This window comes from Hyphomicrobiales bacterium (assembly GCA_030688605.1).
Taxonomy (GTDB): Bacteria; Pseudomonadota; Alphaproteobacteria; order Rhizobiales; family NORP267; genus JAUYJB01.
Genome location: JAUYJB010000070.1, coordinates 17564 through 41517 on the forward strand (window position 1 = coordinate 17564; position 23954 = coordinate 41517).

The following is a 23954-nucleotide window of genomic DNA, read 5'->3' on the forward strand; positions in this document are numbered from 1 at the left end:
GGCTCAGCCGAACACGTCTTGGCTGAACGCCGCGTACCAGCCGACGGCTTGGTGGGCGATGCGGCGGCGGGACTCCGCGCTTTCACCCACCTTGCTGATGAAACTATTGACGGTTTTGATCTTCCCGCCGTCGGGCGCGAAGTTGATGGCATTGGTGAACGCATCGTCGGGCGCCAGGAACGTGTAGCATGAGTTGAACAGATGCGGCGGGAAGCGCTCAGACCCGGTGAGCGAGGCCGCGATGGCGAAGGCGCAAGCCTTGGCCTGGCTGTTGGCGGAGAAGCCGGATTTTGGCATGTCGCCGCCGATGATCGCGTCGCCCACAAGATGGATGTCGGGCAGCAGAGTAGATTCGAAGCTGACCGGATTGACCGGACACCAACCGGATGCGTCGGCAAGGCCGGACTGCCGGGCCAAATCCCCGGCCATCTGTGCCGGGATGACGTTGGCAACCGCGGCCTTGAATGTTTCGCCTGCCGTCACCACCCATCGAGCTTTCGCGTCAACCGCCGTGACGCCGCCGGTAAACTGGGCAGGCAACCATTCGATCATGCCCGGATAGTAGCGCGCCCAGGCGTCCTGAAACAGCTCCTGGCCTGAGAAGCGGTCCTTCGCATCGAGGATCAGGATCTTCGATCTCGGCTTGTACTGCTTGAAATAATAAGCGATCAGGGACGCGCGCTCGTAAGGGGCCGGCGGGCAGCGGAACGGATCGGGCGGGGCGACGATGACGAACACGCCGCCGTCCTCCATGCTTTCGATCTGCCGGCGGAGCAGCTCGCTTTGCGGTCCGGCATTCCATGCATGGGGCATGATTTTGCTGGCCGCCTCGTCATAGCCTTCGATGCCGTCAAATTTGAAGGCGACGCCCGGAGCAAGCACCAGCCGGTCATAGGGCAACTTGCCGGCGCCTTCCGTGGCAACGGTCTTCGCGGCCGGATCGATCGCCGTCGCCCGGTCGGGGACGACCTTGACGGAATATTGCTGCGCCAGCGTCTCGTAACCATGGCTGAGCGAATTGAGCGAGCGAAGGCCGGCAAGGTAGAGACTGCTGAAAAAGCAGGTCACGTATCGCCGCTTCGGTTCGACCAGCGTCACGTCGATTGCCGCGGTCCCGGCGAGGTATCGGGCGACCGTGGCGCCGCCGATGCCGCCGCCGATCACGACCACCCGGGGTTTGCCCTGGGCGCGCGCAATCCGCGGTGCAAGGGGGGCCAACAACGCCGCCCCTGTCAGGCTGCTGAACTGCCGACGCGTCAAGACGGTCATGGCAGGGTCGCGTCCTTTCCAAGCGCTGCGAGATAGCGTGCCACGCTGGTAAGCTCCGCCTCGGTCAGCCCTAAAGCGACGGCGTGCATGACGTGGCTCGGTTGCTCGTTCGCGCGATAGGCCCGTACTGCCTTGATAATTTTCTCCTCATCCAAGCCAGCGATAGCGGGAATTCCCCGGTCGCTGCCGCTTGGGCCATGACAGGACGCGCACATCGCAGCGATCTGGGGGCCCTGGCCGTCATCAGCCCCCGCGCCTGCGTGGCTGGCGAGAAGGACCAAGCCTGCGGCAATCGGACGTGCGAAGAGCAGCAGCGTTCGAGACCCCATTCCCTCGCGGAAACGCGCGCTCTTGCCTTTCGGTTGCCAGGGCATCTCAAGTGACAATGAGTTCGTGCACCAAGGAATAGACGGCACCGCCATCTTCTTCCCAGATGAACTCCAGCCGCCCGCTTTCCGTCGCCAGCAGGTGGAATTCGAAGAAGGGATTGGCCGAAACCGCCTCGTGCAGGTCGACGCCGAACACCTCGACGCCGCCATAGCGGCAGATAAACCTGTTGATGATCTTACGCGGAATCACCTCGCCACGCTCATCCAGCCGCAGCCCCGTCTCCATCTGATGACTGATGATGGTCCTGACGGAAAAGATTTCGCCTTCCGCGGCAGAGCTTGGAACGATCACGCGCGGTGTGGGGGTGGTCACATTCCGCCTCCCTCACGGATGTCAGGCGCAGCCATTGGTGGCGACATGGACCCAGGTCCTGGCCATCAGCAAATTGCCGTCATTCATCTCGGCCACGGCAACGACATATTGCGGCTCGGCAAGGCGGATGCGCGTCGAAACGCGGGCGACGCCACGCCGCGGGACGAAACGAAAACTGACGACTTCGACGATCGGGTTCTTGGGCGCGAAGACGTGGACCTGCCTCACATGGTCGGCCTCGGTCATCGGGCTGTCGACGCTGAGCTCCATGGGCACGGTATAGCCTGTCGGGAACTCCGCCGGCATCGCGAGGTGCACGCGATCGGATTCCACCGCCGGCCGTCCCATCAGCTGCTTGACGAGTTCCAGAGTGTCGTCCTGGCTGCGGGCACGCTGCGGCAAGAGCATGGCACTCGCAAACGCGGCACCCCCGACAGAGCCGGCCACCAACAGATCACGGCGCGTCAAGCCCATCGACCCCAATCTCCCCGGCTAATCCAACCTAATCCAGTCACGCCATGAAGAGGTTACACGTCGGCCTTCGCCGCGTAAAGAATTCCTCTCTCTCGCTTCATTAGCTCTCATTGCGTTATCGTGCGGCGGCCACGCCTAAACGTGATGACGCCAAGTGGTGAGCGAAATTCATCAGGCCGACACGTCCCACCCTTGCGGAGTTGGGCGCCGAGGTCTTTCCTGTTGATGTTGTTTCGCTCGAGGCAATGGAAGCCGACAAAGACGGCCCGGCGGGCCGCCGGATATCCGGCGGCCCGCCGGGCCGATCGCGGATCAGTCGATCAGCATTGGACTGAGCGGGAGACTAGTTGCTCTTCTGCTGGCTCGAGCCCGTCTCGTTCGCGGGCTTCGCCGAGCCATCTGGATCCGCCAGCGACATGTGCCGGTCATCCAGATAGGCGAAGGTCGGGGCTGCTTCGAGCTCCTCCCTTGATGCATTCAAAACGATGATCATGTTGCTGTGATCAGCGTCCTCCTCTGCGGCCACGGTCCGCAGGCGCTGCATGAACCACACCTTCGCCGAGCAGCTTGGGTGGTCGCTGAAGCACGAAGCGGTCTACCTTGTCGATTGAGCGGGTGCTTTCATGACCGCCGCGTCATCAAGAACCGGATCGCGTTCTGCAATACCATGCGTCTGCATTCCGCGCTTGGCGGCAGGACGCCGGAGGAAGCACACTTGCTAACAGAGCAGGAGTTCATTGTGGCGTCGTCAATAAATCCGATACACCTTAGCAGGGTCGCCAAAATCTCCAAAAAGATGGGAACGCTTCAGGAAAACGTCTCAACCTAACAACCAGGGCCGCCTCAGCTCGTGCGCGAGTTTGGGTAAGTAGTCATCAATCAGCAATCGCACGACGTTGGCCGTGCCAAATTTGCCCTCATTATCGAAATCGAAAGCCATCAGCTCTAGCCGTTCGCACTCCTGTTTGATCTGCATGTCCACTATTTGACAATGATCGATGTGTGGTTTGGTCCTCTTATGTCGCGCTAGTTGCTCTCGAAGGCGCTGTTCAATTTGCGAGCGCAACGCCGCGATTTTATCGTCGCTATTGTCTGGCATCTCACCAGTCCCCTGCCGGCTACGGCGGCGCGGCCGGAGCATCGGCCTAACCGGAAAAACCAATCCATCTGAGACATCGAGCCCGGAGTGCGGAAGTGGTGCAGGCCACGCGGGGAGGGGGATGCGGCCTGCACCGGTCATTCGAGGTTGTGAGCTCTTTACTGGGCCGTCACCTCGGGCAGCTGCGACGCCTCTTCCGCGGTCAATGACAGCTCGACGCGATTGTCCATCTGTTTGAACTGGTCGGCACTGATTTCGACGGTCCGCTGACCGATGCCAAGGAAACCGCCGATATCGATCTGAATGGATCCGGCGTTGGCTTCGGCCTTGGCCACGGTGCCAAGCCTCTGACCGTCGGAGCTGTAGACCTCCAGGCCTGTGAGGTCGCCCATGGGGGCGGCCTGCTCGGAGGCGGCCGGCGGTTGCTGGGGACTCTCAGACGGTGTCTGCTGTGCAAACGCTGGAGCAGCCGAAAGCGCGAACGCCAGGGCGCCCAGGGTCACGAAATGTTTCCACATAGCTTCTTCCTTTCCTCGCTTGTCTAGGTGTTGCCCCTGGACGCATCTCTAAACCCGCGAATCGGGAAATGGTTCCCTGGCAGGATGGAATTATCATTAACGCACGGCCTTCGGTTTCGGTCACGCCAAGCGCCTCTCGTCTCAGCTACTGTTACTGGCTTCCGCCAAATGGTCGATTTCGGCAAGATCCTCGGACGAAAGCGCCCAGCCGACCGCCATTGCGTTGGCTTCAAGCTGCTCCGGTGAACTCGCGCCGGCAATGACGCTGGCCACCGGCTTGCGCGCGAGAAGCCAGGAAATGGAAAGATCGAGCAGGCTGTGGCCGCGTGCGGCGGCGAAGGTCCGGTAGCGCTCCGCCAGTTCGAAATTGCGGTCGGTCATGAACATGTCCGCGAGCGGCTTCGTCTTGGCAAGCCGTGATCCCTCGGGGACCGGTGCACCCCGCGCAAGACGCCCACCGAAATTGTTGCAGCCAAGCCCCAGAACGGAGACCTTTAGGTCGGACCGGCCGACCGAACGCATGCCCATGCCTCGGCCTTACTCGCGTTTCCCTGCTACCGTCGCCTATGTGACAGCGCCCGAGCGGACTTCACCGAAGGATGCTGCCGCTTCTAAAGGGCCGAGCCTTTCAAGCGCGTCAATCGACGCGCATAATACTGCCCCAACGGAAAAGGGGCCGGCCTCCGATCTTGCGGCGCCGGTCCTAACGGGGAGGCGCGGCATGCGGGAACATGATCCGCACTATCTGTTCTGCGCTCCGCTGGCGCGCCCGGAGGAAAAAGGCGGCGCCCCGCCGCGCCATCGGAGGAGGGTCGAAGACGGCGTTCTGATCGAAAACGACGTTGCCATCCAGCTGCGCGACGGTGTGACCGTCTATGCCGACATCTATCGGCCGGCGGACGAGTCACGGGCGCCGCCGATAATCGCCTGGGGACCGTACGGCAAGCACGGCCACACCCGCTACAGCCGAAACTTCCCGAGGGCCGATGTCAATGACGAGCATCTGTCGCGCTATACCGCGTTCGAGGCGCCTGACCCGTTCTATTGGGTGCGGCGCGACTATGTGGTCATCAATGTCGATCCGCGCGGCACTTGGTATTCAGAAGGCGATGCCACCTATCTGTCGCCTGAAGAGGCGCAGGACTTTTACGACGTCATCGAATGGGCCGGCACGCAGCCCTGGTCGAACGGCAAGGTCGGGCTTTCCGGCGTCTCCTACCTCACCTCCTCGCAGTGGCGGGTTGCCGAACTCAACCCGCCGCACCTGGCGGCCATCAATCCCTGGGAGGGCTGGACCGACACCTACCGCAAGGTCGCCCGCCACGGCGGCATCCCGGAAACCTCGTTCTGGCCGTATCTGCCGGGGCGCTGGGGACATGGCGTCAACCGGGTGGAGGATCTGCGCCGGGAAACGGCGGAGCACCCCTTCTACGACGATTTCTGGAGGTCGAAGACGGCGGACTTTTCGAAAGTCGCCGTGCCGGCCTTCGTCGTGGCGAGCTGGACTGACCAGGCGCTGCACACGCGCGGCACGCTCGAGGGATTCAAGCATATCCGATCTGAGCAGAAATGGCTCGAGGTGCATGGCCGCAAGAAATGGGCGCACTACTATGACCCTGAAAGCGTCCGCCGCCAGCAGGTCTTCTTCGACCATTTCCTGAAAGGGATCGACAATGAGATCGCCGACTGGCCGCGCGTGCGGCTGGAGGTGCGCCGGCGCTACTACGTCGGCGACTTTCGCGCCGAGGCCGAATGGCCGATCGCGCGCGGCGACTATACGGCCCTCTATCTCGATGCCGGATCGGGGCGGATGACGCACGAAGCTGTCGGCGCCGAAAGCCGTGTCGACTACGACGCGACGAAACGCGGGGAGCATGCGGGCCGCGCCGTCTTCGATATTGCCTTCGACCAGCCGACCGAACTTGTCGGCCACATGAAGCTGAAACTGTGGGTCACGACCGACAGGGGCGACGACATGGATCTCTTCGTCGCAATCCAGAAACTGGATGCAAGCGGCGCCGTCGTGCCCTTTGCCTACTACGCCCAGTTCGAGGACGGGCCGGTGGCGCTCGGCTGGCTTCGCGTCTCGCACCGCGAGCTCGACCCCGCGCTCTCGACGCCGTTCCAGCCGGTGCTCAGGCACCAGCGCGAGCTGAAGATAGCGCCCGGCGAAATCGTGCCGCTGGAGATCGAAATCTGGCCGTCGGGGACCCGGTTCGATGCCGGCGAAAGCCTGCGCCTCGTCGTCCAGGGCTCGGACATCTACGATTACCCGAAGCCGAGCGTCTATGCCCGCCACGAGGACCTGCTGAATGAAGGCGAGCATGTCATCCACACGGGCGGAAAATACGATTCCCATCTGCTCGTGCCGGTGATCCCGGATTGACTGCGGCGATGCGACCGCCCCGACGCGGGCTGGCCGGCAAATGGTGGCGAAGCCTAGCGGCGCACGAAGCCGCCGTGCAAGAAGCCTACGACATCCTCGCCTCGCTCCGGCTCGCTGACGACTGTTCGCGGGAGACCCACATGCTCGCCTACGGCCAGCAGCGGCTTCTGGAGATCGCGCTGGCTCTGGCGACCCGCCCCAGCGTGCTGCTGCTCGACGAACCGGCCGCCGGCATTCCCCGCGGCGAGAGCGCCGAGCTTCTTAGCGCCATCGCCAACCTGTCGGAGGACATCACGGTGCTTTTCATCGAGCACGACATGAACCTTGTCTTCCGCTTCGCAACCCGCATCGTCGTGCTCGTCGGCGGCAGCATCCTGACGGAAGGCACGCCCGAAGAAATCGCCGCCGACGCCCGCGTCCGCGACGTCTATCTCGTCGGCGCGCATCGGGGGACGGCGCATGGCTGAGCCCCTGCTCCAGCTTTCCGGGATCCGCGCCGGCTACGGCGAGGCCGTCGTGCTCGACGGCATCTCGCTTGCCGTGCCGGAAGGCGGCAGTCTTGCGATCCTCGGCCGCAACGGCGTCGGCAAGTCGACCCTGCTTCTCACCATCATGGGCTATACCCAGCTCATCCGCGGCAGCGTGACCTTGCGCGGCCGCGACATCACCAAGAGCCCCCCGCACCGGCGCGCCCGCGCCGGCCTTGGCTGGATCCCGCAGGAACGCGACGTCTTCGCCTCGCTCACCGTCCATGAAAACTTGACGGTCGCCGCCAGGCCTGGACGCTGGACGCTTGCCGGCGTCTACGATCTCTTTCCGCGGCTTGCCGAGCGGCGTGAGCAGAAGGGCAACCATCTTTCGGGGGGCGAGCAGCAGATGCTCGCGATCGCCCGCACGCTGATGACCAATCCCGATCTGCTTCTCCTCGACGAGCCGCTTGAAGGACTGGCGCCGATCGTCGTGGAAGAACTCGCCCGCGCCATTGGCCGGATGGCCGCGGAGGACAGCATGGCGCTGATCCTGGTGGAGCAGCTCGCCGCGATCGCGCTCAGCCTGACCCACGAGGCGATTGTCATCGAACGCGGGGTAATCACCCATCAGGGAGCCTCGGCCCGGCTTCTGGGCGACACCGAGCTTCTCGATCGTCTCATCGGCGTCAATCTTACCGAGGCTGAATGACCGGCCGATCTTGGGTTTGCGATGGACCTTGATTGACTCAATCGACTGAGTGCTACCGGAACGTTCCCGGCGGCGGTCCGCGATTGAGTTTGAGGTTATTTTGAGCTTAAACTTTTAAGCTTGAAATATTTCGTCCGCTTGCCCTATCCTACGAGCAGCGATCCACAATCGGGATACGGACATGCGCATTGTTTGCCTCGGGGGCGGGCCGGCGGGGCTCTATTTCGCGATCAGCATGAAACTGCGCGATGCGAGCTACAAGATCACCGTGATCGAACGCAACAGGGCAGACGACACGTTCGGCTGGGGCGTGGTCCTGTCCGACGACACGCTCGACAATCTCGCCGCCAACGACGCACACAGCGCTGGGGCGATTCGCGCCCATTTCGCCTACTGGGACGATATCGCCGTCTATTACCGGGGCACCAGGACCGTTTCGACCGGCCATGGATTTTGCGGGATTGGCCGCAAGCAACTGCTCATCCTCCTGCAACGGCGGGCCCGCGAACTGGGCGTCGAGCTCATCTTCGAGACCGAAATCGGGTCGAGCAGCGACTATGCGGGTTACGACCTGATCGTCGTGGCCGACGGGATCAACTCGAAAGTCCGCGCCGAGCACGCAAGGGTCTTCAAGCCGAGCATCGATGTGCGGGCCTGCAAATTCGTTTGGCTCGGCACGCATCAGAAATTCGATGACGCCTTCACCTTCATCTTCGTCGAGACCGAACATGGCTGGGTCTGGGCGCACGCCTATCAGTTCGAAGCCGACACCGCGACCTTCATCGTCGAATGCTCCGAGGAGACGTTCCAGAAGTTCGGCTTCGGCGAGATGAGCCAGCGGGAGTCGATCAAGGTCTGCGAGCGGATCTTCAACGCCTATCTGGGCGGCCATTCCCTGATGACCAACGCGCGGCATCTCCGGGGCTCGGCCTGGCTCAATTTCAACCGCGTGCTGTGCGAAAAATGGTCGACCGAGAACATCGTGCTGATGGGGGACGCGGCGGCGACGGCACATTTTTCGATCGGCTCCGGCACCAAGCTGGCCATGGAAAGCGCGATCGCGCTGGCCGAGTATCTGCAGAGCGAACCGTCCCTGCAGGCGGCATTCAGTCGCTATGAGGAAGAGCGGCGTCTGGAAGTGCTGCGGCTGCAGTCGGCGGCGCGCAATTCGCTCGATTGGTTCGAGCATATCGAGCGCTATCTCGGCCTCGACCCCGTCCAGTTCACCTATTCCCTGCTGACCCGCTCACAGCGCATCAGCCACGAGAATCTCAGGCTCAGGGACAAGGCATGGCTTGAAGACGCGGAACGCTGGTTCCTGGCGCGGGCCGGCGCGGTCTCCGACAAGCCGCGTGCGCCCATGTTCGCGCCGTTCCGTCTTCGCGGGCTGACGCTGGCCAACCGGATCGTCGTCTCGCCCATGGACCAATATATGGCCGTCGACGGCTGCCCCACCGATTGGCACTTCGTCCATTACGGCGAGCGCGCCAAGGGCGGCGCCGGCATCGTCTATACTGAGATGACCTGCGTCTCGCCGCAAGGGCGGATTTCGCCCGGATGCACCGGGATGTACGCCTCCGAGCACGAAGCGGCCTGGACGCGGATCGTCGATTTCGTCCATCGCGAAACCGGGGCCAAGATCGCCATCCAGCTCGGCCATTCCGGACCGAAAGGCTCGACCCAGCTTGGCTGGGAAGAGGCTGATGCGCCGCTTAAGCAGGGCAATTGGGAGGTGATGGGGCCGTCGCCGGTTCCCTGGTCGAACGCAAATCAGGTCCCGCGCGAGATGAGCCGCGCCGACATGGAGATCGTCCGGGACCAGTTCGTGGCCTCCGCACAGATGGCCGTGCGCTGCGGATTCGACCTTGTGGAGCTGCATTGCGCCCATGGCTATCTCCTGTCGGCCTTCATCACGCCATTGACCAATCGGCGCACGGACCGATATGGCGGCACGCTCAAGAACCGGATGCGGTTTCCGCTCGAGGTTTTCGAAGCCGTCCGCGCGGTCTGGCCCGAAGACAAGCCGATCTCGGTGCGCATTTCCGCCAATGACTGGGTCGGCGAGGAGGGCATCACACCGGTCGAGGCGGTCGAGATCGCACGCATGTTTGGCGAGGCCGGCGTCGATATCATAGATGTTTCCGCCGGTCAGACCTCGATCAGGGCACAGCCCGTTTACGGGCGGATGTTCCAGACCCCGTTTTCCGACCGGATCCGCAACGAGGCCAAGATGGCAACCATGGCGGTCGGCAACATCTACGAGCCCGATCACGTCAACTCGATCCTCATGGCAGGCCGCGCCGACCTCTGCTGCCTGGCGCGCGCCCATCTCGCCAACCCGTATTGGACGCTTCATGCGGCGACCGCGCTTCGCGACGTCAGGACCGAATGGCCAAAGCCCTATTACGCCGGGCGCGATCAGCTTCGCCGATTGGCGGAACGGGGAGAGGCCCTGACCCTGCACGTGTGAGACCATGAAGCGAAAATCCCATGGCGGCTCCCGCCCGCTCAGCAAGCAGCGCCTGCGGCTATGGATACGGTTGCTGCGAACGACGCGCTATCTGGAAGCCGAAGTCCGCGAGCGCCTGAGGTGCGAGTTTGGTACCACCCTGCCCCGTTTCGATGTGCTGGCCGGGCTCTATCGCTCTGAAGGCGGGTTGACCATGACGCACCTTTCGCGCGCGTTGATGGTCTCGAACGGCAATGTGACGGGGATCGTCGAGCGGCTGGTCTTGGACGGCCTGATCGTTCGCGTGCCGATCGAAAATGACCGCCGCGCCACCCGCGTCTCTCTGACCGAGAGGGGACGAAAGAAATTCGCCGAAATGGCCGCCGCCCATGAGGACTGGATCAACGAACTGCTTGGCTCCCTTGGACGAGATGATGCCGACGAATTGCTTGATCTGGTTGGCCAGGTCGCGCCCCATCAGGGATGGCATTGACCGGGACGCAAAACTGCAACACGCTGGCAGAGCACGGAGGTGCATATGTTGGGGCCGTCAGCGCATATCGACACGTTCACGCGCGAACATCTGCCGCCCTTCGGCCAATGGCCCGAGCTGATCCTCGACCGGCCAGAGTTCCAATATCCGGAGCGTCTCAACGCAGCGGTCGAGCTGACCGACCGGATGGTCGAGAAGGGGTTCGGCGATCGTGTCGCCCTGATCGGCAACGGCCGGCGCAGAACCTATAAAGAGCTGTCGGATTGGAGCAATCGCCTAGCCCATGCGCTGGCCGAGCATTTCGGCGTCCAACCGGGAAACCGGGTGCTGATCCGCTCCGGCAACAACCCGGCAATGGTGGCGGCCTGGCTGGCGGTCACCAAGGTCGGAGCGGTCGCGGTCAACACCATGCCGCTGTTGCGGGCTCGGGAACTGATCAAGATCGTCGACAAGGCCGAGATCGGCCTTGCCTTGTGCGACAAGCGAATGAGCGACGAGCTGGAAAAAAGCGCTGAGACTAGCAAGTTCCTCAAACGCATCGTCTGTTTTGACGGCACCACCAACCATGACGCCGAGCTCGATCAGGTGGCGCTCGAAAAGCCGGTGAAATTCGATGCGGTTCGAACCGGACGCGACGATGTCGCCCTGCTCGGCTTCACCTCGGGTACGACCGGACAGCCCAAGGCGACGATGCACTTTCATCGCGACCTTCTGATCATCGCCGACGGTTATGCCCGTGAAGTCCTGAGCGTGACGCCGGAAGACGTCTTTGTCGGCTCGCCGCCCCTGGCCTTCACCTTCGGCCTTGGCGGGCTCGCCATCTTCCCGCTGCGCTTCGGCGCAACGGCGACTTTGCTCGAAAATGCCTCGCCGGCCAACCTCATTGACATCATCGAGACCTACAAGGCGACCATCTGCTTCACGGCGCCGACCGCCTATCACGCCATGATGCGGGCGATGGACGATGGCGCCGATCTGTCTTCGCTTCGCCTCGCGGTCTCGGCCGGCGAGACGCTGCCCGCGCCGATCTATCGCGAATGGGTCGAGAAGACCGGCACGCCGATCCTCGACGGAATCGGCTCCACGGAGATGTTGCATATTTTCATCACCAACCGGATCGGCGATGCCCACCCTGGCGCGACGGGACGCCCGGTGACCGGCTATTCGGCCAAGGTGGTCGACGACAATATGAACGAGGCGGCGCGCGGCGAGATCGGCAGGCTTGCGGTCAAGGGTCCGACCGGCTGTCGCTACCTTTCCGACGAGCGTCAGCTTGACTATGTCAGGGACGGCTGGAACCTGACCGGCGATGCCTTCACCCAGGATGTGGATGGGCTGTTCCATTTCGTCGCCAGGACCGACGATATGATCATATCGTCCGGCTACAACATCTCCGGGCCGGAGGTGGAAGCGGCCCTTCTCTCCCATCCCGATGTCGTCGAATGCGCCGTTGTCGGCGCGCCCGATCCCGACCGCGGCCAGATCGTCGAGGCGCATGTCGTGTTGACACAAGGAGTCGAGGGCGATGAAGCCCGCGTCAAGCGGCTGCAGGAGCACGTCAAGGCAACCATCGCGCCCTACAAGTATCCGCGCTCGATCAAATTCGTCGATGTGCTTCCGAAAACACAGACCGGAAAGATCCAGCGCTTTCGTCTGAGGAGCAGGTAGTATGCATCGACAGCTTCACCCCAAGGACTGGAAGGCTGCAAAGGGGTACGCCAACGGTATCGTTGCTGAAGGCCGTACCGTCTACCTCGCCGGCCAAGTCGGCTGGAACGGCGAGGAGGTTTTTGAGACCAGCGAATTCGTCGGCCAGGTCGAACAGGCGCTCCGCAACATTGTCGCAATCCTGGCGGAAGCGGGCGGGAAGCCGGAGCACATTGTCCGTCTGACCTGGTTCGTCACCGACAAGCAGGATTATTTGACCCGAACCCGAGAGGTCGGTGAAGCCTATCGCCGCGTGATCGGGCGCCATTTTCCGGCCATGTCCCTGGTCCAGGTGGCCGGCCTCGTCGAGGATGGTGCGAAAGTGGAGATCGAGGCCACGGCTGTGCTGTCATGACGGTGCTGTCACGGCAACTCCGGATCGGCCCTTGGACGTGATATCGTTTGACTGCGCGCGCCCTATCCTATTACCGTCATCGCTTCCCACGAGAGATCGTCCAGCATGCGACCTATTGGCCACCTTCATCGAGGCGGCGGCGGGCGGAGTCCCCCGCCATATGTTGCAGCGGACCACTCTTTCCGACGGTGATTTCGTGACCATGCGCGGCAGATCCGGGTGGCGCGGGATTATTCCCGGCCTCTTCGATGAGTCAGAGGTTGAACCGACCCTCACCGAAAAATATCGCCGCCCCGTAAGGCAGCGGAACGCGCCTGAGAAATGACGCGCTTGCAGCGCAAAATTCGGACGACGATCCGTTGACGCTGGTTACGCCTCGTGTACGGTCAGGATTGGTCCGGGTCAGGGTTGAAACGGAAAGCCCGTGTGAGGAAAACCGTCGTCGAAAAGGCATTGCAGAAAAAGACCGGAAAACCCGCTGGTGGCGCAAAATCGGAGCCACACAAGCTCTTGACGCCCCGTGGGGTGAACGCAGTGATGCGGATTCTGCGCATGGCCATGCGCCACCGCCTGCGCATGACCGTCGGGGTCGTCTGCACCGTAATCGCTGCCTATTTCCAGTTGCTGATCCCGCAATATCTCGGATCGGCCGTTAACTATGCCCAAGGCCTGCTGGCCTCGACGGCGACAAGTCCGGAGGAGGCGAAGGCGGCGCTGTGGACAGCGGGGTTGTTGCTGTTCGGCGCCGGCGTGCTGCGCGGCGTCTTTACCATGCTCCACAACTATCAGGGCGAGGCCATCGGCCAGAGCATCGGCTACGAGCTGCGGCTGGCCTATTTCGAGAAGCTGCAGCGCCTGAGCTTTGCCTTCCACGATCGCGTGCATTCGGGCGATCTCATCACCCGTGGCATGCTGGACATCGAGGGTGTGCGCCGGTTCGTCGACGGGGCGATGCTGAGGACCATCGTCCTCGTCGTTCTCCTGAGCTATGGCGGGTACAAGCTGATGAGCGCGGACCTGCTGCTGGGGTCTTTGGCGCTCAGTTTCGTACCCATCGTGGCTTGGCGCGCTGCCATATCGCGCCTCTGGCTGCGGCGCATCTGGCGCGCCCTGCAGGAGCGTCTGTCGGTTGTAACCCGCATCATGGAGGAGAATCTGGGCGGCATCCGCGTGGTGCGTGCCTTCGCGGCCCAGGACCACGAGCTTAAGCGGTTCGACTACGCCTCCGATGAGGCCATTGCCATGGCCATGCGGCGTATCCAAATCCGCTACAGCAATGCCGCGATCATGTCCTTTTCCTATTACGCCGCCATGGGCCTGGTGCTCTGGGTCGGCGGCCATAAGATCATCGCCGGTGCGATCACCGTGGGCACCCTGGCGGAGTTCCTGGCCTTCATGGCGATCCTGCAGCAGCCGGTGCGCCAGATCGGCATGATCGTGAATTCCACCGCGCGGGCCCTGGTCTCCGGCGGCCGTGTCTTCGAGATTCTCGACATGGAACCGGCGGTCAAGGACAAGCCCGACGCCAAGCCTCTGAAGCTGACCGAAGGTGTGCTTCGGTTCGATAATGTCGGCTTCGCTTACCAGGACGAAGCCGACGAGACTCCCGCTCTTCACAATGTTTCTTTCGAAGTCCGCCCCGGCAAGGCGCTGGGGATCGTCGGTCCGCCGGGCAGCGGCAAGTCGACCATCGCCCACCTGATCCCCCGCTTCTACGATGTCACCAGCGGACGGATCGCCATTGACGGCCAGGACATCCGCGACGTGACCCTAGATTCTCTGCGCGAGGCGGTCGGTGTCGTGCAGCAGGACACATTTCTGTTCACCGCGTCGGTCGACAACAATGTCGCTTACGGCGACCCGGCCGCGGAAAGGGAACGCGTCGTCGACGCCGCCGATTCCGCGCAACTGCACGAATATATCGCCCGTCTGCCACGCGGCTACGAGACCCTGATCGGCGAGCGCGGCGTCACTCTTTCCGGCGGGCAGCGCCAGCGGCTCTCGATCGCGCGAAGCATGCTGCTTACGCCATCCATCATTGTGTTCGACGATTCGACGGCTTCGGTCGACGCGGCGACGGAACACCGTATCCGTGCGGCGCTCAAGGAAATGACCAGTGAGAGGGCAACCATCATCGTGTCTCACCGCTTGAGCTCGCTCATGCACGCCGACGAGATCCTGTTCATGGACAAAGGCCGCATCGTCGAGCGCGGCTCCCACGAGGCGCTCATGAGGCAGGGTGGCCGGTACAAGGAGCTCTACAATCTCCAGGTGGCGTATGGCAACGATCCGGATATCGATGTCCCCCGGCGCGAGCCCCAGACCGCTTAAGCGCAAAGGGAACAAGGCAATATGGCCAATACCTCTTCATCCGCTGCAAGTTCCGCGAGTGCTCCACGCGGTCTGACCGAAGGCAGTGACGAGCAGATTTTCGGCGCCGCGTTCGATGGCCGGGTCATCCGCCGTTTCTTCGCTTTCATGTGGCCGTACAGGCCCAAGCTTGCCATCGCGCTTTGCGGCGTCATAGCCTTCACCCTGACCCAACTCTCGATCCCGCTTGTCATCCGCGCGGCCATCGACCAGGCGCTGGGCCAGGGCGCCATGGATGGCGGGCTTCTCAACCTTATCGCGCTCGGCTTCCTTGCGATCATTTCGATCAACCTTGCCGCCATGTACGTGCAGGAGACCATCGTCGGCAAGACGGCGGAGCGCATCCTGTTCGACCTGCGCCGGGCCATGTACGTGCACCTTCAGCATCTGTCGATGTCGTTTATGGACAAAACCCAGGTGGGGCGGCTCATGTCCCGCCTACAGGGCGACGTCGGCGCACTGCAGGAATTCCTCGACACGATGGTGACGGCGGTCGGCGACATCCTGCTGCTGTTGGGCATCGTCACCGTCTTGCTGTGGCTCGACTGGCAGCTGGGGCTCTTGACCCTTTCGGTGGTGCTGACGTTGCTGATCGTGCGCATGATCTGGCTGCCCATGGCCAAGAAGGCGTTCATGTGGGCGCGTCAGACCAGCTCTGTCGTCAACGGGGCGTTGGCCGAGAACATCAACGGCGTTCGCACGGTGCAGGAAATGCTGCGCGAGCGCGTCAACTTCGACCGTTTCGAAGTCAAGGCACGGGACAATTTAAGGTCCCACCTGCGGGCGGCGAAATTCTCGCAGATCATGATTCCCATCGTCGACACGCTCACCGCCACCGCCATGGCCATCGTCGTTGTCGTTGGCGGCGGAATGGTGCTCGGCGGCTCGCTCGATCTCGGCGTCATGGTTGCCTTCATCTTTTACGTGCAGCGGTTCTTTGACCCGATTCGCTCGCTGACGATCCAGTACTCCGTCATGCAGAAGGCCATGGCATCGGGCCAGCGCATATTCGAAGTGATGGACGTGCCGGTCGACATCCGCGACAAGCCGGATGCCTTCGAGCTCAAGGCGATCGACGGCTCCATCGTGTTCAATAATGTTACGTTCGGCTATCTTCCGGGCCAGCCGGTGCTCAACGACATCAGCTTCCGGGTGGAACCGGGCGAGACTGTCGCCATTGTCGGGCCGACCGGATCCGGCAAGACCAGCATCACCTCGCTGATCCATCGCTTCTACGACGTCTGGGACGGCGAGGTCCTGGTAGGCGGCCACGATGTCCGTGACATCACCCAGCATTCGCTGGGCAAGCATGTCGGCATGGTTCTGCAGGAGCCCTTCCTGTTCTCCGGCACGATCTTCGAGAACATCCGTTACGGCAAGGAGCAGGCCGTTATGGAGGACGTGATCGAGGCGGCCAAGGCCGTCGGCGCGCACGGCTTCATCGGGGACCTGCCCAGGGGCTACGACACCGTGCTGGCGCAGCGCGGCGGCAATCTCTCGCTAGGCCAGCGCCAGCTCATCAGCTTCGCCCGCGCCCTCGTCGCCGATACGAGTATCCTGGTGCTCGACGAGGCCACGGCCAGCATCGACTCTTATACGGAACGCCAGATTCAGCTTGCCCTCAAGCGCTTGCTGAAGGGGCGCACCGGCATCGTCATCGCCCACCGGCTCGCCACCATCCGCGGCGCGGACCGGATCATCGTCCTGAACCAGGGGCGCATCGTCGAGACCGGCACGCATCGCCAGCTGTTGCGGAAGCGTGGGCTCTATCACCGGCTCTACTCGATGAACTACGCCTCGTTCGATGACATTCCGGATGGTTGCATCTGCGAGCCCGCCGACGGCTCACCCTCGACTTAGGGCCCTCTCGGAAACGGCTTGAGCGTCAAGCCCGGTTGCAGTTCAAGTTTGTCTGTGGACGGCTGAGGTGCGTAGCGTAGCCAAATTTGAGCTGCCACCGCTCTAGATAACGTTCTGGCCGTCATTCGGGTGATTTGCTACTGGCATTGTCACGTAATTCGCTTTCAGCGAAATCGTGATGACTCGCTGATGGTCGCGATGTTCGTTTTCAACTGTTTGGTCTCACGGACGAGCGGCAAATTCGGCCTGTTCTCGATTAACGTGACAATGCCCCGCGAGCGGCTCCGACCCTTTCGGTTTGCTGCGGTTGAAAGGTGTCAGGCGAAGCGGGGCCGGGCCGTTTGTTCCTCAATTGGCGTACCGAAACGTCAGAAAAGTAACGAAATGCAGGAAGACCGCCGTGTTGGACGACGGCCTTCCGGATCGTTTTCGCTGTTCGTGCCAGCCTATCTGTAAATATGGACGACGGTGCGCGTCCGCGGATCGACGAGGACGCGCTGACCGTTCACGATGGCGTATTGATACTGGTAGTCGGGAATGGGCTGCAGCGCGACGACCTGGGGCAGCCTGGCTCCAAGCACGACTTCGCCCTCGAGCAGGACCGGCTCGACCGGCTCATTGACAACGTAGCTCTCCACCCGGGCCGGCGGGTCTATGCTCGCGCCGATGGCGGCACCGGCGACACCGCCGATAACCGCGCCAACCGGTCCGCCAACGACGGCACCAGTCACCGCGCCGCCGGCCGCGCCGACGGCTGCGCCCGACGAGCCATTCGAAACAGCGACGTAGCGCTGGCGCTCAGAATAGAAGGGTCTATCGCGATAATGCTCGTCCCAATAGGTCGTCGTTTGGTAGGTGACGACGGATGGAGCCGAGTCGGGGGCGACTTGCGTCACGACAGCCGGACTACCGGCCACGTCAAAGGCGAGATACTCCGCATAGGCCCAGCCGCGCTCTTGTCCCCAGCTTACGTCGCACCAGCTTCCGGATTCGGTGCATCCGTAAATGGTTACGCCCTCCTCGGCGCGAATGACCGAGACGATGGGAAATTGCGGACCGGGGCCGGCGCGCATGTTGAGGTCGATCGTGGCATAGGCCTGCTGTGCCACCGCTGCGCTGGGAACCGCCAGGGCCGCGAGCAGGGCCACGGCGGCCATTTGGTTCTTCATTATTCTCATTTCGGTGCTCCTTTAATCACGCGAAGCCCCCGTGCGCATCAAACGCGCTCGATGAAAATAGGTTCCCAGGATGCCGCCTTTCCGGCCGCCTAGCTGTTGTATGCGCTGGTCAGCCGAAATCGTGGCCTTGCTGGTTGATCCGATCGGCGTATCAGTGCCACCCCAAGCGCGCCACTAGAGAGGGATGAGGAAAAGCGGGAACCGGTTTTCCGCCCGCATCCTGCTCTATCTTATTAGAATCGATCACGTTTTATGATTTTTGATCGATTCGATCCCAAATCATCGTGATCTAGTGATAACCCTGCTTGCCGCCATGGGCGCTGCCGCTGTCCGGCCGGCACGGCTCAAGGGCGGCTCTCGCCTCAAGTACGTCCTGCAGGCGGTCGGGCTCGCCGCCGCCCATATTCTCTTCCGCGGCGACCTGGAGCTCACGGGCGTCCTCCTCCCAGACGCGCAAGATGTCTCTTTTCTCGTTCATACTCAGGCTTTCCGCGCGCAGCACGTCCGCCGGATGCTCGAAGACCCTCGACGGGTCCTTCTTGGCGGCTTCGAAATCGATTTGTTTGCGAACCATCGCATTTCCTCCGATTTTGCCGGCTCAGGACCTACCCGGGTCAAACTCATTGCTGGCGCGATTGACGGCATCTCTCAACTCCTCCCAAGCCCGGCGAAAGCCGCTGCCTAGTTCCGCGCTTGCAGCCTTGGTGTCGGTCCATGTCCGTTTGCTGCCGGTCTTGGCCGTCTCCGCGGTCGCATTCAGGCTCTGCGAAACCTCGCGCGACGTTTTTTCCGCGTTGTCCATGGCCTTTGTTGCCAGCGCCCCAAACTCGGCGCGAACCGCCTGATATCTGTTTTCCAGCTCGCGCGAGAGCTGGTCCAGCCGGGCGTCGCCCGTCTGCTGCGCGCGGGCCCTGAGCTCGTCGACGTTGCGGCCCCATGCGGCCATTCGTTGTGCCATGCTGCCCGTGTCGGGCTTGTCCGCACGGGATGGTGTGCCGGTTTCGGGTCGTTTCTTACGCGTCGAGCCCGCTTGTGTTCTCTTGCTCATGGTTCACCTTCTTGCGTTTTGCTTCTTTTGCCGCCGACCCGCCTAAAGCGGCCCCCGATCGAATTGGTTCCACATGACCTGAAACGGCTCTAAGCATGCGCGAGGCCGCTGCGCGGCCCTGCGAGCAGCCAAATGATGAAACCGATGATTGGGAAAACGACGATCAGCAAGCTCCACAGTACCTTCGCACCGGTCGATTCACGGCTCTGAATGACGTTGATAACGGCCCAGATATCGAGGACCAAGACGATCAATCCAAGCAAACCACCATATTCGAAACCCATTTCGGTTCTCCGTTTCCTTGTTCCCGGGGTGCGCCGTCGCATGCCGGACATGATCCCGTCTCGAAGTCGACGCAGCCAACGCCCGGTGGTTCCGTCGCCGCCAAAGGGACGTGACACGAGGAAATGCCCCTGCCGGCGCGGGGGGGGGCAGGGGGCGGGGGACGCCGGCCGGGGCCATAGGTCACCGCGCGGCGCGTTGCACGAGGTGCAGGGCCACCGACACGATGAGCGCGATCAGGAAAATCATGAACAGAACCTGGGCGATCCAGGCCGACGTTCCGGCAATTCCGGCAAAGCCGAACGCTGCTGCAATTAGCGCAATGATGAGGAACGTCAAAGCCCAACCCAACATGTCTCACTCCCGATAGCGTGTCCAGTCATCCTTAAACGCGTGTCGCACGGCTTGGTTCCGCAGCGGGGCCGGAAAGATCCTATCCAGCTTTTTCTTCCTCTATTTCATAGGGTTGGACCGTAGTCGGCGGGTGAAAAGCGCACCACGCGATGCTCACGGTGCAATTCGTTCGCTATCTGCGATATTAAAATATTTGTATCTTAACGAAATTTTTGGCAAAGCTTGATCATCCTGATTCCTCAAAAGGTTGAAAGCTCATCTTATGCGTGATAGTTGGGCGTATCGGCTGACGGGTTCGAATTTGTGACCATCTGTGTGGGCGGGGGCTCTATGAGGGAATTCGCGCTTGGACTGGCGTTTGCCGTTGCTCTCGGGCTTTCGGGCCAGGAGGCATCGGCCGCCTCGCAATACAAGCTCTTGCAATTCGAAAGCCACTTTGTGAAGTGGGGAAACCCGCATCTCGGTACCGCGGCTACGGTAAGCTATGCCCTTGTACCGCAGTCTATGTCCTTTCCAGGCGCCCGCAACTGTGGCGCGTTGCGTCCGCTGGACCGTCTTCTCTCCGCCTCGAAAATCCCTGCCTCGGTCTTTCAGTCCGAGCTCCGGGCCGCCTTCGCGGAATGGGAGGTGGCGGCGAATATCCGCTTTCGCGACGCAAAGGATCCTACGGCCGCCGATATTCTTATCGGCGCCCAGGACGCGCCTCGCGGCTGGGCCTTCACCAATGTGGACTATGCCGACGCCTCCGACGGTCGGACCCGCACAATCAGCAAGGCGCTGATCTGCCTCAATCCCGAGCGGCCATGGAAGATCGGCTTCGATGGCAATATCGACATTTACGATTTGCGTTACACGCTACTGCACGAAATCGGCCATGCGATCGGCCTCGATCATCCCGGCCCCAAGGGAGAGCTGATGTCGTTTAAGTATCGCGAGACGTTTCGAAGCCTCCAGGCCGGCGATGCGGCCGGGGCAGGGGTGCTTTACGGGACCACATCGCCTTCGGTGATCGCCGAGACGCCCGAGAAAGCCGATATGGAAGCTGCACACAGCCAGCGCGTTTCCGGATCGCAGCCGCAATTGTCGCTTGGCGATGACAAGCCGTCGGAAGCTCCCCGTCCTGCCGGCTTGAAATAGCGGCGTAGGACTGGAGCATCTGCCGTTTAGGACCGACGCACGGGCGGCCTGATCAATTCTCCTGCAATAATTCGCAATAATCGCTTTTTTTGGGAACCACGCCTCCGCGTGGAGCGTTTTGGCGACGCGATCCCGAAAGGGTTCGAAGGAACGTTGTCAAGATCCACCAACAAGGAGGTCTAGGACCATGAACCGCTTATTCACGTCTACCGCGCTGGCCGCGGCGCTCGCCGTGACCCCGGCGCTGGCACAACAGTACGGCGATCAACCTCAAGGCACCGAACCGCTCTTAAAGCAGCAGGAAACGGCTCCGCAGCAGGAAACGGCTCCGCAGGGTTCCGATACGATTCTCGAGAAGCAGCCCCAGGACCAAGCGCCGCAGGACCAAGCGCCGCAGGACCAGGCCGCCGAGCAGCAGCCGGCGGAGTCTGAGGCGGTCGAGTTTGTCACCGCGCAGCAGGAATCGGATTGGCTGGCGAGCTCGCTGATCGGCAGGACCGTGTACAACACCGAGCAACAGTCTCTCGGCAGCATCAACGACGTGATCCTCGATCAGGAGGGTCAAATCATGGCGGTGCTGATCGGTGTCGGCGGCTTCCTGGGCATCGGCGGGAAGGATGTCGGCGTCGACTTCGCGGCCTTGCAGTTCGAGGAGCAAAAGGACGTTGAGCCGGCCCCGTCTCCGTCTCCGCAGCCGGGCGCCGGCCTGTCAACGGCCCCGCCGGCCGGAACCGAGCCACCCGCCGTTCCGGGTCAGGCCCCAGGCTCGCTGGCCGGTAACGAGCCGCAGTCCGCAGAGGCCGAGGACGACGCTGACCACAGCAAAATGATCATCGTCCTTAACGTGACCCAGGAGGAGCTCGCGGCCGCGCCCGCCTTCGTGCACATCGGCGAAGAGCCGCCGGTGGAGGCATCAAGTCTGCCGCCAGCCGAATCCCCAGAGCCAAGCCCGACCCAAACCCAGTAGCGCAAGGGCTATGAGTTTCCCTGACCGGTATTGGAACCTCGTCAACTCACCAGTAATCGGCCCGGCGATGTGCCAGAAATCTGGCGCTCACCGGGCCCTTTTCGCGCGCCGGACCCGGTTCGGCGCAATTGCGGCAGCCAAGCCGCTTTGCCGGAGACATCGCCGGCTGTACAAAGGTCCGAGTGAATGCAGGGGGACACAGATGAAACCGTGGCAGAACTTCGTTCTGGGCGGCCTTGTCGTCGCCGTGGCCGTGCTCGGATACCTCTACTACCAGGAACGGCAGAACCGGGTCGAACTCAAGATCGACATTCCAAATCTTTCCATCGAAAAGAATTGACGCGGATCGCGATCGTTACGGACACGCCGCCGATTCGCCGCCCGCTTCGCTGTTTACCTGACGGATGCGCACCTTGGTCGTGCCGCGAGACAGGAAGCCAAGCTTTTCGGCGACCGCGCGCGACACGTCGATGACCCGGTTTCGTATGAACGGCCCGCGATCGTTGATCCGGACGATAATGGCGCGGCCGTTGCGCAGGTTCTTCACCTCCACACGGGTCCCGAAAGGGAGCGTCCGATGCGCCGCCACCAGCAGGTTCGGATCGGCCTTTTCGCCGCTTGCCGTTCGGCCCGTATGGGCATACCAAGACGCCATCCCGCACTGAATTTTCGAATTCGCCGCCGCGTCATGGCTGCAAAACCAAATCAGCGCCAGCGCTCCGGCGATTATCGTAGCCGTACCGTTCATTGAGCTTGGATTTACCAGCGACACCAAGACCTTGAAGGACGTCAAAGCCGGACGGCCAACCTAATCGGACGAGACCTGACCACCGGCACGATGAGCCTTGTTCTCAAAAAACAGAGCTTGGCTGATGACGGCCTTGACCGCGTCGGCATCATAGGGCTTGGAGATCAGGTAGGTGGGCTCCGGTCGCTGGCCGGTCAACAGACGTTCCGGGTAGGCGGTTACGAAGATGACCGGAACCTCGTAGGATCCGAGCAGCTCGTTCACCGCGTCGATGCCGGATGACCCGTCTGCGAGCTGGATGTCGGCGAGGACAAGGCCCGGCGCTTTGTCCTTGGCGGCCCGAACAGCTTCGCTGTGCGTGCGCGCGATTGCGCTTACGCCATGGCCGAGGGACTCGACGATACCGCTAAGATTCATGGCGATGATCGGCTCGTCTTCGATGATGAGGACGCTCGTCGCCACTTCTCCCGCGATCTCTCGCCCAGCCGCGTCGATCAATTCCTGCACCTCTGAAAGGGCGATGCCGAGAATCCGTGCGGTCTCCTGCTGCGAGAATCCCTCGACCCAGCGCAGCAGAAATGCTTGCCGCGGCAGCGGCGCAATGTTTTCAAGCTTGCGGTCGATGTGACCGGAGCTGCGGGCGCCGGGCGGGTCGACTTCGAGGTTTACGTCCATCATGTTCCATAGTCTAAGGAAGGTCTTATAGGTCGCGACGCGCGGGTCCAGATCGGTCGGCAGGGCAGCGGGATCCTCGATAAGCACTTCCAGGAACGCCCGGACATAGGCATCGCCGCTGGCCTGGCTGCCGCAGAGGGTTCGCGCAAATCGGCGCAGATACGGCAAGTGCGCTGCTATCGTCTCGGATACGGACATGTTGGTGATCCCGTTGGCATGAATTACGATCAACTGGAACCGGGGCCCCGGATGGGTTCCTATAACATCACTTGTGGCCTTCGGTTCCGCGCATGAAACAATAGCAGGCGTTCAGTCGTTTAACATAGGCCAAGAGCATTGCCCGACAAGAGTGACATTCGGGTTTCGCCGAATCGGATGCTCGATTTCTTTGTGATTTGGCGGTCGGATGAACGGTGACGAGATTGACCAACCGTGGAAACAACGACAATGACCGGGTGAAAAACGCAAGGAAAGGAAATCCGGCCCAGGAGCAGAAGAAAGAGAGAAAAATGAGGCCGTTGGCCGCCAACAGCGACTCTGTCTCGACCCGCCGCAGGCACGAGAGCCTTTCACCGGCGGTGCAGGCCCGGATTGGCCAGGGGTTGAAGGCCCTGTTTGACGAAATCGCCCACGAACCCATCCCGGACGATCTGCTTCGCCTTCTTGAAAGACTTGAAGCGGAGAACGGAAAGAAACCGAAGTAA

The 23954-nt window shown here is 62.1% G+C and carries 27 protein-coding genes and 1 pseudogene; 13 read left to right on the top strand and 15 right to left on the bottom strand.

Features of this window, described 5'->3' with window-relative positions; all coding sequences use genetic code 11:
* Positions 1–3: 3 nt before the first annotated feature.
* The 8 genes from Q8P46_08395 to Q8P46_08430 form a co-directional block, all read right to left on the bottom strand.
* Positions 4–1269 (bottom strand): NAD(P)/FAD-dependent oxidoreductase, encoded by a 1266-nt coding sequence (locus Q8P46_08395; GenBank protein ID MDP2620183.1) that lies wholly within the window; start codon positions 1267–1269, stop codon positions 4–6.
* Positions 1266–1691 carry a hypothetical protein gene (locus tag Q8P46_08400; protein MDP2620184.1) on the bottom strand — a complete coding sequence of 142 codons (426 nt, stop codon included), beginning with the start codon at positions 1689–1691 and terminating at the stop codon, positions 1266–1268. Before Q8P46_08400 ends, Q8P46_08395 begins: the two co-directional genes overlap by 4 nt.
* On the bottom strand, positions 1645–1971 hold the full coding sequence (gene soxZ / locus Q8P46_08405) for a thiosulfate oxidation carrier complex protein SoxZ (GenBank protein MDP2620185.1): 327 nt from the start codon (positions 1969–1971) through the stop codon (positions 1645–1647). Before soxZ ends, Q8P46_08400 begins: the two co-directional genes overlap by 47 nt.
* A 21-nt stretch (positions 1972–1992) precedes the next feature.
* Positions 1993–2445, bottom strand: a complete 453-nt coding sequence (locus Q8P46_08410; GenBank protein MDP2620186.1) for a thiosulfate oxidation carrier protein SoxY — start codon at positions 2443–2445, stop codon at positions 1993–1995.
* 343 nt (positions 2446–2788) lie between these two features.
* Complete coding sequence (locus Q8P46_08415) at positions 2789–2989, bottom strand: hypothetical protein (GenBank protein MDP2620187.1); 201 nt, start codon at positions 2987–2989, stop codon at positions 2789–2791.
* Between the two features lie 276 nt (positions 2990–3265).
* Positions 3266–3544, bottom strand: coding sequence for a hypothetical protein (locus Q8P46_08420; protein ID MDP2620188.1), 279 nt, complete (start codon positions 3542–3544; stop codon positions 3266–3268).
* 158 nt (positions 3545–3702) lie between these two features.
* Positions 3703–4062: a PRC-barrel domain-containing protein gene (locus tag Q8P46_08425; GenBank protein ID MDP2620189.1), complete on the bottom strand. Its 360-nt coding sequence runs from the start codon at positions 4060–4062 to the stop codon at positions 3703–3705.
* Positions 4063–4203: 141 nt separating this feature from the next.
* Positions 4204–4590, bottom strand: a complete 387-nt coding sequence (locus tag Q8P46_08430) for an aldo/keto reductase (GenBank protein ID MDP2620190.1) — start codon at positions 4588–4590, stop codon at positions 4204–4206.
* 193 nt (positions 4591–4783) lie between these two features.
* Between Q8P46_08430 and Q8P46_08435 the strand changes: the two genes are divergently transcribed.
* The 9 genes and pseudogenes from Q8P46_08435 to Q8P46_08475 all read left to right on the top strand — a co-directional run bounded on the left by Q8P46_08435 (position 4784) and on the right by Q8P46_08475 (position 16861).
* On the top strand, positions 4784–6448 hold the full coding sequence (locus Q8P46_08435) for a CocE/NonD family hydrolase (protein ID MDP2620191.1): 1665 nt from the start codon (positions 4784–4786) through the stop codon (positions 6446–6448).
* An 80-nt stretch (positions 6449–6528) separates the two neighbouring features.
* Positions 6529–6915 (top strand): annotated as a pseudogene (locus Q8P46_08440) (ATP-binding cassette domain-containing protein).
* Positions 6908–7627 (top strand): ABC transporter ATP-binding protein, encoded by a 720-nt coding sequence (locus tag Q8P46_08445; protein ID MDP2620192.1) that lies wholly within the window; start codon positions 6908–6910, stop codon positions 7625–7627. The pseudogene Q8P46_08440 and the gene Q8P46_08445 overlap by 8 nt, the downstream one beginning before the upstream one ends.
* Positions 7628–7808: 181 nt before the next feature.
* Positions 7809–10097: a bifunctional salicylyl-CoA 5-hydroxylase/oxidoreductase gene (locus tag Q8P46_08450; protein MDP2620193.1), complete on the top strand. Its 2289-nt coding sequence runs from the start codon at positions 7809–7811 to the stop codon at positions 10095–10097.
* A gap of 4 nt (positions 10098–10101) precedes the next feature.
* The gene (locus Q8P46_08455; GenBank protein MDP2620194.1) at positions 10102–10569 is read left to right on the top strand and encodes a MarR family transcriptional regulator; all 468 of its coding nucleotides are present in this window, start codon (positions 10102–10104) and stop codon (positions 10567–10569) included.
* A 45-nt stretch (positions 10570–10614) separates the two neighbouring features.
* Positions 10615–12237 carry a benzoate-CoA ligase family protein gene (locus Q8P46_08460; GenBank protein MDP2620195.1) on the top strand — a complete coding sequence of 541 codons (1623 nt, stop codon included), beginning with the start codon at positions 10615–10617 and terminating at the stop codon, positions 12235–12237.
* Position 12238: 1 nt separating this feature from the next.
* Complete coding sequence (locus tag Q8P46_08465; protein ID MDP2620196.1) at positions 12239–12631, top strand: RidA family protein; 393 nt, start codon at positions 12239–12241, stop codon at positions 12629–12631.
* Positions 12632–13168: 537 nt separating this feature from the next.
* Entirely contained in the window at positions 13169–14962 is a 1794-nt protein-coding gene (locus Q8P46_08470; protein ID MDP2620197.1) for an ABC transporter ATP-binding protein, read from the top strand.
* Between the two features lie 21 nt (positions 14963–14983).
* Positions 14984–16861, top strand: coding sequence for an ABC transporter ATP-binding protein (locus Q8P46_08475; protein ID MDP2620198.1), 1878 nt, complete (start codon positions 14984–14986; stop codon positions 16859–16861).
* A 446-nt stretch (positions 16862–17307) separates the two neighbouring features.
* Here the strand turns inward: Q8P46_08475 and Q8P46_08480 are convergent, their stop codons facing one another.
* The 5 genes from Q8P46_08480 to Q8P46_08500 all read right to left on the bottom strand — a co-directional run bounded on the left by Q8P46_08480 (position 17308) and on the right by Q8P46_08500 (position 19723).
* Positions 17308–18039 carry a DUF1236 domain-containing protein gene (locus Q8P46_08480; GenBank protein MDP2620199.1) on the bottom strand — a complete coding sequence of 244 codons (732 nt, stop codon included), beginning with the start codon at positions 18037–18039 and terminating at the stop codon, positions 17308–17310.
* 289 nt (positions 18040–18328) lie between these two features.
* Positions 18329–18613 carry a hypothetical protein gene (locus tag Q8P46_08485; GenBank protein MDP2620200.1) on the bottom strand — a complete coding sequence of 95 codons (285 nt, stop codon included), beginning with the start codon at positions 18611–18613 and terminating at the stop codon, positions 18329–18331.
* 24 nt (positions 18614–18637) lie between these two features.
* Entirely contained in the window at positions 18638–19087 is a 450-nt protein-coding gene (locus Q8P46_08490) for a hypothetical protein (GenBank protein MDP2620201.1), read from the bottom strand.
* A gap of 89 nt (positions 19088–19176) precedes the next feature.
* Positions 19177–19371, bottom strand: a complete 195-nt coding sequence (locus Q8P46_08495) for a PLD nuclease N-terminal domain-containing protein (protein ID MDP2620202.1) — start codon at positions 19369–19371, stop codon at positions 19177–19179.
* 181 nt (positions 19372–19552) lie between these two features.
* Positions 19553–19723 carry a DUF1328 family protein gene (locus tag Q8P46_08500; protein MDP2620203.1) on the bottom strand — a complete coding sequence of 57 codons (171 nt, stop codon included), beginning with the start codon at positions 19721–19723 and terminating at the stop codon, positions 19553–19555.
* A 330-nt stretch (positions 19724–20053) separates the two neighbouring features.
* Between Q8P46_08500 and Q8P46_08505 the strand changes: the two genes are divergently transcribed.
* From Q8P46_08505 to Q8P46_08515, 3 genes are all read left to right on the top strand, one after another.
* Complete coding sequence (locus Q8P46_08505) at positions 20054–20860, top strand: matrixin family metalloprotease (GenBank protein MDP2620204.1); 807 nt, start codon at positions 20054–20056, stop codon at positions 20858–20860.
* Between the two features lie 187 nt (positions 20861–21047).
* Positions 21048–21827, top strand: coding sequence for a PRC-barrel domain-containing protein (locus tag Q8P46_08510; protein MDP2620205.1), 780 nt, complete (start codon positions 21048–21050; stop codon positions 21825–21827).
* Between the two features lie 202 nt (positions 21828–22029).
* Positions 22030–22167, top strand: coding sequence for a hypothetical protein (locus tag Q8P46_08515; GenBank protein ID MDP2620206.1), 138 nt, complete (start codon positions 22030–22032; stop codon positions 22165–22167).
* A gap of 15 nt (positions 22168–22182) precedes the next feature.
* On the opposite strand, the gene Q8P46_08520 is transcribed toward Q8P46_08515, so the two are convergent.
* Together Q8P46_08520 and Q8P46_08525 are read right to left on the bottom strand one after the other, a co-directional pair.
* Positions 22183–22620, bottom strand: a complete 438-nt coding sequence (locus Q8P46_08520; protein ID MDP2620207.1) for a septal ring lytic transglycosylase RlpA family protein — start codon at positions 22618–22620, stop codon at positions 22183–22185.
* A 15-nt stretch (positions 22621–22635) separates the two neighbouring features.
* A complete protein-coding gene (locus Q8P46_08525) occupies positions 22636–23448 on the bottom strand; it encodes a response regulator (protein MDP2620208.1) in 813 nt (270 codons plus the stop codon).
* A gap of 215 nt (positions 23449–23663) precedes the next feature.
* On the opposite strand from Q8P46_08525, the gene Q8P46_08530 reads away from it, so the two are divergent.
* Positions 23664–23954 carry a NepR family anti-sigma factor gene (locus Q8P46_08530; GenBank protein ID MDP2620209.1) on the top strand — a complete coding sequence of 97 codons (291 nt, stop codon included), beginning with the start codon at positions 23664–23666 and terminating at the stop codon, positions 23952–23954.

Excerpts from the sequence above, each read along its gene's own strand:
- Q8P46_08395 (MDP2620183.1), bottom strand. The coding sequence starts at position 1,269 with ATGACCGTCTTGACGCGTCGGCAGTTCAGCAGCCTGACAGGGGCGGCG.
- Q8P46_08400 (MDP2620184.1), bottom strand. The coding sequence starts at position 1,691 with ATGGCGGTGCCGTCTATTCCTTGGTGCACGAACTCATTGTCACTTGAG.
- Q8P46_08410 (MDP2620186.1), bottom strand. The coding sequence starts at position 2,445 with ATGGGCTTGACGCGCCGTGATCTGTTGGTGGCCGGCTCTGTCGGGGGT.
- Q8P46_08415 (MDP2620187.1), bottom strand. The coding sequence starts at position 2,989 with ATGCAGCGCCTGCGGACCGTGGCCGCAGAGGAGGACGCTGATCACAGC.
- Q8P46_08420 (MDP2620188.1), bottom strand. The coding sequence starts at position 3,544 with ATGCCAGACAATAGCGACGATAAAATCGCGGCGTTGCGCTCGCAAATT.
- Q8P46_08425 (MDP2620189.1), bottom strand. The coding sequence starts at position 4,062 with ATGTGGAAACATTTCGTGACCCTGGGCGCCCTGGCGTTCGCGCTTTCG.
- Q8P46_08430 (MDP2620190.1), bottom strand. The coding sequence starts at position 4,590 with ATGGGCATGCGTTCGGTCGGCCGGTCCGACCTAAAGGTCTCCGTTCTG.
- Q8P46_08435 (MDP2620191.1), top strand. The coding sequence starts at position 4,784 with ATGCGGGAACATGATCCGCACTATCTGTTCTGCGCTCCGCTGGCGCGC.
- Q8P46_08445 (MDP2620192.1), top strand. The coding sequence starts at position 6,908 with ATGGCTGAGCCCCTGCTCCAGCTTTCCGGGATCCGCGCCGGCTACGGC.
- Q8P46_08450 (MDP2620193.1), top strand. The coding sequence starts at position 7,809 with ATGCGCATTGTTTGCCTCGGGGGCGGGCCGGCGGGGCTCTATTTCGCG.
- Q8P46_08455 (MDP2620194.1), top strand. The coding sequence starts at position 10,102 with ATGAAGCGAAAATCCCATGGCGGCTCCCGCCCGCTCAGCAAGCAGCGC.
- Q8P46_08460 (MDP2620195.1), top strand. The coding sequence starts at position 10,615 with ATGTTGGGGCCGTCAGCGCATATCGACACGTTCACGCGCGAACATCTG.
- Q8P46_08465 (MDP2620196.1), top strand. The coding sequence starts at position 12,239 with ATGCATCGACAGCTTCACCCCAAGGACTGGAAGGCTGCAAAGGGGTAC.
- Q8P46_08470 (MDP2620197.1), top strand. The coding sequence starts at position 13,169 with ATGCGGATTCTGCGCATGGCCATGCGCCACCGCCTGCGCATGACCGTC.
- Q8P46_08475 (MDP2620198.1), top strand. The coding sequence starts at position 14,984 with ATGGCCAATACCTCTTCATCCGCTGCAAGTTCCGCGAGTGCTCCACGC.
- Q8P46_08480 (MDP2620199.1), bottom strand. The coding sequence starts at position 18,039 with ATGAGAATAATGAAGAACCAAATGGCCGCCGTGGCCCTGCTCGCGGCC.
- Q8P46_08485 (MDP2620200.1), bottom strand. The coding sequence starts at position 18,613 with ATGGTTCGCAAACAAATCGATTTCGAAGCCGCCAAGAAGGACCCGTCG.
- Q8P46_08490 (MDP2620201.1), bottom strand. The coding sequence starts at position 19,087 with ATGAGCAAGAGAACACAAGCGGGCTCGACGCGTAAGAAACGACCCGAA.
- Q8P46_08495 (MDP2620202.1), bottom strand. The coding sequence starts at position 19,371 with ATGGGTTTCGAATATGGTGGTTTGCTTGGATTGATCGTCTTGGTCCTC.
- Q8P46_08500 (MDP2620203.1), bottom strand. The coding sequence starts at position 19,723 with ATGTTGGGTTGGGCTTTGACGTTCCTCATCATTGCGCTAATTGCAGCA.
- Q8P46_08505 (MDP2620204.1), top strand. The coding sequence starts at position 20,054 with ATGAGGGAATTCGCGCTTGGACTGGCGTTTGCCGTTGCTCTCGGGCTT.
- Q8P46_08510 (MDP2620205.1), top strand. The coding sequence starts at position 21,048 with ATGAACCGCTTATTCACGTCTACCGCGCTGGCCGCGGCGCTCGCCGTG.
- Q8P46_08515 (MDP2620206.1), top strand. The coding sequence starts at position 22,030 with ATGAAACCGTGGCAGAACTTCGTTCTGGGCGGCCTTGTCGTCGCCGTG.
- Q8P46_08525 (MDP2620208.1), bottom strand. The coding sequence starts at position 23,448 with ATGTCCGTATCCGAGACGATAGCAGCGCACTTGCCGTATCTGCGCCGA.